8 protein-coding genes and 1 tRNA gene are annotated in these 5,617 nt (G+C 70.2%); 3 read left to right on the top strand and 6 right to left on the bottom strand.

Annotated elements, in window-relative coordinates; translation table 11 throughout:
- The 4 genes from ACTHNQ_RS20820 to ACTHNQ_RS20835 all read right to left on the bottom strand — a co-directional run.
- A partial coding sequence (locus ACTHNQ_RS20820; RefSeq protein WP_440335823.1) for an FtsW/RodA/SpoVE family cell cycle protein occupies positions 1-836 on the bottom strand: 836 nt, incomplete at its 3' end.
- Positions 833-2,071 (bottom strand): PP2C family protein-serine/threonine phosphatase, encoded by a 1,239-nt coding sequence (locus tag ACTHNQ_RS20825; RefSeq protein WP_440335824.1) that lies wholly within the window; start codon positions 2,069-2,071, stop codon positions 833-835. The genes ACTHNQ_RS20825 and ACTHNQ_RS20820, both read right to left, overlap by 4 nt.
- An 18-nt stretch (positions 2,072-2,089) precedes the next feature.
- On the bottom strand, positions 2,090-2,632 hold the full coding sequence (locus ACTHNQ_RS20830; protein ID WP_018173737.1) for an FHA domain-containing protein FhaB/FipA: 543 nt from the start codon (positions 2,630-2,632) through the stop codon (positions 2,090-2,092).
- Positions 2,629-3,372 (bottom strand): FhaA domain-containing protein, encoded by a 744-nt coding sequence (locus ACTHNQ_RS20835; protein WP_440335825.1) that lies wholly within the window; start codon positions 3,370-3,372, stop codon positions 2,629-2,631. Before ACTHNQ_RS20835 ends, ACTHNQ_RS20830 begins: the two co-directional genes overlap by 4 nt.
- 156 nt (positions 3,373-3,528) lie before the next feature.
- Between ACTHNQ_RS20835 and ACTHNQ_RS20840 the strand changes: the two genes are divergently transcribed.
- A tRNA-Leu gene (locus ACTHNQ_RS20840) sits at positions 3,529-3,612 on the top strand.
- 87 nt (positions 3,613-3,699) lie between these two features.
- The gene (locus tag ACTHNQ_RS20845; protein WP_440335826.1) at positions 3,700-4,083 is read left to right on the top strand and encodes a pyridoxamine 5'-phosphate oxidase family protein; all 384 of its coding nucleotides are present in this window, start codon (positions 3,700-3,702) and stop codon (positions 4,081-4,083) included.
- A 3-nt stretch (positions 4,084-4,086) separates the two neighbouring features.
- On the opposite strand, the gene ACTHNQ_RS20850 is transcribed toward ACTHNQ_RS20845, so the two are convergent.
- Positions 4,087-4,578, bottom strand: a complete 492-nt coding sequence (locus ACTHNQ_RS20850; RefSeq protein ID WP_440335827.1) for a GNAT family N-acetyltransferase — start codon at positions 4,576-4,578, stop codon at positions 4,087-4,089.
- Positions 4,579-4,626: 48 nt separating this feature from the next.
- Positions 4,627-5,262, bottom strand: coding sequence for a GntR family transcriptional regulator (locus ACTHNQ_RS20855; protein WP_440335828.1), 636 nt, complete (start codon positions 5,260-5,262; stop codon positions 4,627-4,629).
- Positions 5,263-5,371: 109 nt separating this feature from the next.
- Between ACTHNQ_RS20855 and ACTHNQ_RS20860 the strand changes: the two genes are divergently transcribed.
- Positions 5,372-5,617: alpha-L-fucosidase (locus ACTHNQ_RS20860; RefSeq protein ID WP_440335829.1), on the top strand; the 246-nt coding region annotated here is incomplete at its 3' end.

Genomic DNA, 5,617 nt, shown 5'->3' on the forward strand with positions numbered 1-5,617 from the left:
ACCCAGCTCGTCTTGCCGGTCGCGACGTACAGCATGGCGACGAACATGCCGAAGATGAGGAGTCCCGTGCCGAGGTCGCGCTGCAGGACGATGATGCCGAGCGACACCGCCCAGACGACGAGGAGCGGGCCGAGCTCGCGGGCGCGGGGCCACGTGATTCCGAGGAATCGCGTGCCGGTGGACGTCAGGCTCTCGCGCGTGCGGACGAGGTAGCCGGCGAAGAAGATGCCGAGCGCGATCTTGGCGAGCTCGCCCGGCTGGAACGAGAAGAAGCCGAGCGAGACCCACACGTCGGCGTTCGCGTCGGTCCCCAGGCCCGGGATGACCGGCAGGATCAGCAGCACGATGCCCACGAGGCCGAAGATGTACGTGTAGCGGAAGAGCACGCGGTAATTGCGCAGGAACATCACGACGAGGATCGCCGCCACCAGCGCGATCGCCGCCCATGCCAGCTGTCGCGTCGAGAACGCGTCCCATCCGTGGCGGTCGCGCGCGATGTCGATGCGGTAGATCATCGCCAGCCCGATGCCGGTGAGCAGGGTGGCGATCGGGACGACGAAGGGGTCGGCGGCCCGAGCGCGCAGGCGCAGCAGGATGTGCAGCGCGATCACGAGGGCCGTGAGGCCGCCGCAGTAGACCAGGAACGTCCAGTCGATCGCGCCGAGAGCGCCCAGCTGCACGAGCGCCACGGCCGAGCCGTTGATGACGAACGCGAAGATGAGGAGCGCCAGTTCGCGGTTGCGCTGGGTCTGCGGCACGCGGATGCGCCGCAGGGCGCGGATCACGGCGGTGTCGGCAGAGACGCCGTCGGCGGGCGTCGTCACAGGCGCGCTCATCCGCTCCCTCCGGCCAGATCACTGATGTCGGCGACGATACGGCGCGCGTCTGCGAGGGAGCTGGCCGAGATCGTCCCCTCCACGGTCGCACGCGCGAAGTCCGACAGCGAATCGAGCGGGATCTCGGTGTCTTCGTACTTCGTCGACAGCGAGATCGGCCCGATGTTCTGCTGCACTCCCTGATAGATCACGACGGTGTCCTCGTCGGCGCCGACGAAGTAGCGGGTCTGCGTCCACTGGTAGCCGAGCCAGATCGCGCCCGAGATGAGGATGAGCACGAGGGCGAGGCCCGTGATCCAGCCGATGCGGCGGCGCCGGGAGCGCCGGCGGTCCTCTTCGATGAGCTCCTCGAGGAACTCGGGGGCCGGCTCGAAGTGCGTCGGCTCGTTGGCCGCCTGCCGGTTGGGATGCAGCCAGCTGGCGCGCCGCGGCGCGGCGGCGGGGACCTCCACGCCCTTCGGGTTCGACGCGGACCCGACGATCGTCGCGGTGCCCGAGAAGACCGGATGCTGCCCGCCGACGTCGACGATGACCATCGTGACGTTGTCGGGTGCGCCGCCGTCGAGCGCCTGCTTGAGCAGGATGTCGGCGGTGCGACCCGGCGCGAGGCCCATGCCCAGCGCCTTGGCGGTGTGGGCGTCGTCGACGACGCCCGACAGGCCGTCCGAGCACAGCAGCCAGCGGTCGCCGGGCTGTGTCGGCATGATGAACGTGTCGAGCTCGGGATCGGGGTCCATGTCGCCCAGCACGCGCATGAGCACGGAGCGCCGCGGGTGGTAGCGCGCCTCTTCGGGCGTGATGCGGCCGGAGTCCACGAGACGCTGCACGAACGTGTGGTCGGTGGTGATCTGGGTGAGCGTGTCGTCGCGATACAGGTAGATGCGCGAGTCGCCGATGTGCGCGATGACCGCGTAGTCGTCGACCATGATGAGCGCGCTCACCGTCGTGCCCATGCCGGCCAGCTCGGGACGCACGTGCACCGTGTCGATCAGGTCGACGGCGGCCTCCGAGATCGCGTCCCGCAGCGCCCGTTCGGCGGAAGCGGTCGTGTCGTACGGCCTGTCGAGCCCCTCCAGGCGCGCGATCGCGACGCTGGAGGCGACGTCGCCGCCGGCGTGGCCGCCCATGCCGTCCGCGACGACGAACAGGTTCGAACCGGCGTAGCCGGAGTCCTGGTTGTTGGAGCGGACCTTGCCGGTGTGCGAGATCGCGGTGCTTGAGCCCTGGAAGACCATGTGTGAGGGGTCCGCCCGCTACTTCCGCAGCTCGAAGGTCGTCGCGCCCACCTTGATCGGGGCGCCCACCTTGATCGGGACGGGAGAGGCGACGCGGGCGCCGTCATGCCACGTGCCGTTGGTCGAGTCGAGATCCTGGATCATCCACTGCTCGCCCCACAGCACGAGGCGTGCGTGATGGCTGGACGTGTAGTCGTCGCGCACGACGAGCCCGGACTCGCTGGAGCGCCCGATCGTCAGCGGCTCATTGCCGAGCGGCAGCTCGAGGCCCGCCTTGGGTCCGCTCGTGATCACGATGCGCGACACCGTGGACGTGGTGGCGGGACCGCCGTCCACGTGCGGCGCGGGGGCCGGCGCGGAGACGGGAGCGGTCGCCGCCGATGGGCCGGCGCCGGCGACCGGTGCCGCGGCGCCCGGAGCCGCTGCGGCGGCGGCATCCGGCATCCGGCGCACCTTCACGCCGAAGAGGTCGGCCCGCAGCGAGTAGACCACCGCGAACACGAAGGCCCACATCAGCACGAGGAAGCCGATGCGCAGCAGCAGGAGGGTGAGCTCGCTCATGCCAGCGGACCGCCTTCGCTGAGGTCGAAGCGACGCGTGGCGTCGTCGACGGATGCCGGCTGCCGCGGTGCGGAGGCCCGGGCGACCACGCGGAAGACGATGTCGGTGCGGCCGATGCGCACCGTCGAGTCCGGCGGCAGCGCGGCCTCGGTCACCTTGCGGCCGTCGAGCATCGTGCCGTTGGTGGAGTTCATGTCGCGGACCATGGCGCGCTCGCCGTCCCACAGGATCTCGACGTGCTTGCGGCTCGTGCCCGAGTCGGCCACGGTGATGTCGGCGTCGCTGCCGCGGCCGATGACCGTGCGCGCCTTCGTGAGCGGGATGCGGCGGCCCTCGACATCGACCACGCCGCGCCAGGCGACGCGTCCGCCCTGGGCCGTGGTCGACTCCACGCGGAGCGTGCCGGTGCCCAGCTGTTCGTCGCGGCGGAGGGCGATGGTGACCGGGCCGGCGAACGAGTACCCCTGCGCCTTGGCATGCTTGTGGACGAGCGTGTCGAGCTCGTGCGTGAGGGCGTCGCCGAGGGCCGACATCCGCTCGTCGTCGGCGGCCGAGAGGCGCACCGTGAAGGTGTTCGGAGCCAGGATGCGGTCGCGGCTGACCACGGCGGCCTTCTTGTCGAGTTCGCTGCGCAGGGCGGACGCGATCTCGACAGGCTGGATGCCGCTGCGGAAGGTCTTGGCGAACGCGCTGTTCACAGCGCGTTCGAGACCTTTCTCGAAGCTGTCAAGTAGTCCCACGGAGCTCCTCTTGAGGGGGATGCCGGTTGCTACATGCTAATTGCACAGTCTGTCCGTGCGATGGATCGGCTGTCGGATCAGCCGAGTTCGGCGTCACGCGGATCGCGTGATATCCTCGGCAAGTTGAGTTTCGCGGCATCCTCGGATCCGCGGCTCGCGCGAGTGGCGGAATAGGCAGACGCGCTGGCTTCAGGTGCCAGTGCCCGAAAGGGCGTGGGGGTTCAACTCCCCCCTCGCGCACAGAACGAAGGCCCCCGGGTATCCCGGGGGCCTTCGGCGTCTCCGGACCGCGCCGCCGAGCACCGCGCCTGACGGTAGCGTGGGGCCGTGCGGGAGTTGACGGCGGCCGGTGTCGAATTCGTCCGGGAGCGGCATCTCGGCACGCTCTCGACGATGTCGAAGCGGGGCGCGATCCATGCCGTGCCCGTCGGCTTCACTTTTCACGACGGGATCGTCCGGATCATCACGTCGCGGACGTCGCAGAAGGTGCACAACGTCCTCCGGGAGGGGACGGCCACGGTCAGTGCGGTGGACGGGGCCAGATGGATCGCCTTCCAGGGGGTCGCGAGCATCCACGACGATCCCGTCGAGATCGCCCGTGCCGTCGCGCTCTACGCCGAGCGCTACCGGCAGCCCCGGGAGAACCCGCTGCGCGTGGCGATCCACCTCGTGCCGACGCGACTCATGGGAAGCACCGGGCTGCTGGCCTGACGGTCAGGCGCCGTCGAGTGCCGGCGGCAGCGTGAAGACGATCTCTTCGACCTCGCGCCCGAGGCCCGGCGCGAAATCGACGTTGCGCGAGAGCTCGGTGAAGCCGACCTTGCGGAGCACGGCGATCGAACCGGCGTTGTGCGCGGCGGCGCGGGCGTAGAGCGGGCGCACTGGCTCGTGCGAGATCAGCAGGCGCAGCGCGGCGGTCGCGACACCCCGGCCCTGTGCGTGACGGGCGATCCAGAAGCTCACCTCTCGGTCGCCATCGACCGTGAAGGCGGCGGCGGTGCCGGCGAAGCCGCCGTCCTCGGTGACGACGAGACTCAGCACGTCGTCGCTGGCGCGCTGGCGGGCGATCCACGCGTCGAACGCCGCGCGGTCGTCGGGATCCGACGCCGTGAAAGCGGCCATCGCGATCGCCTCACGGTCGCGCATCATCTCGAAGACCGCGTCGAGGTCGTCATCGTCGATCGGGCGCAGGTCGATGTGGTGCACGCGCAACAACGTAGCGGCGGCACCCGACATCCAGAAGAGATGCGGAGATCAGGGGAGGCCGTGGATGCTGCGCAGCAGCGCCTCGGCGCGGTCGCCGTCGCGCGCGACGAACGCTTCACGGAACTCCTCGTACGCCGCGGTGCGCCCGAAGGGGCACTCGAGGAACGGCTGCCAGCCGACCATGTCGCGGCGGATCGCGAACTCGTACTCCCGCACGAACTGCAGGAGCGCGAAATTGTCGGCCGCCGACGTGATCACGGCGAAGAAGGCGTGACTCGCGTCGGCGAGCACGACGGGGTCATCGGCGCGGGACGCGGCGATCACGTCGTCGAGCCGGTCCAGCGCCAGGCTCATCGACTCCTCGTCGGCGCGGACGGTCGCCATCCGCACGGCGAGCCCCATGTTGAAGGCCACGAGCTCCGCGGTGTCGGACTGCCGGTTCGGCTGCGACACCCGCGTGTACCGGTGCGGCGACACCTCGACCAGTCCGACGCGCTCCAGCCGCTGCAGCGCCTCGCGCACGGGCGTCCGCGAGACTCCCAGCCGCTCGGCGAGCTCGTGGTCGCGCAGTCGCTCGCCGGGAGCGAGGCGGCCGTCGAGGATGGCCTCGCCAAGGCGCGCGTACACCTCGTCTCCGAGGACGGCACCGCGCGGCTCGAGCGGGGCGAAGGGAGCAGCAGTCATGGGTGGCACCAGTGTACGCCGGAGGATTCATCTGCATAGACCCTGTTTTCGCGCGTCATTCCGCGGGATTCTCCCCTCGCTCTGGCGTTGATATATCGGTACGATGTGGATGTCCACGCTTCGGCGTGGCCTATCCGGGGGGATCCGTCGACGCCCGGGCTTCTCGCTGTTCGACACCGCCGTGAGCGGCCGCAACTCGGTCGCGATGGGGCCGCACCGCGACCTGGTCGGCGAGCTGTTCGCCGCCGACCGCCGGTACACCCCCGACGTGCACCCCGGGCTCTACTACTCGCTGCCCGAGTGGTACAACCCGGCGCTGCCCTGGCAGGGCCACGGCCCGCAGAACCCCTACACG

The organism is Microbacterium sp., assembly GCF_051953575.1.
Taxonomy (GTDB): Bacteria; Actinomycetota; Actinomycetes; order Actinomycetales; family Microbacteriaceae; genus Microbacterium.

What these genes read in the sequence shown, in the direction of transcription:
- ACTHNQ_RS20825 (WP_440335824.1), bottom strand. Translation starts at nt 2,071, where the DNA reads ATGGTCTTCCAGGGCTCAAGCACCGCGATCTCGCACACCGGCAAGGTC.
- ACTHNQ_RS20830 (WP_018173737.1), bottom strand. Translation starts at nt 2,632, where the DNA reads ATGAGCGAGCTCACCCTCCTGCTGCTGCGCATCGGCTTCCTCGTGCTG.
- ACTHNQ_RS20855 (WP_440335828.1), bottom strand. Translation starts at nt 5,262, where the DNA reads ATGACTGCTGCTCCCTTCGCCCCGCTCGAGCCGCGCGGTGCCGTCCTC.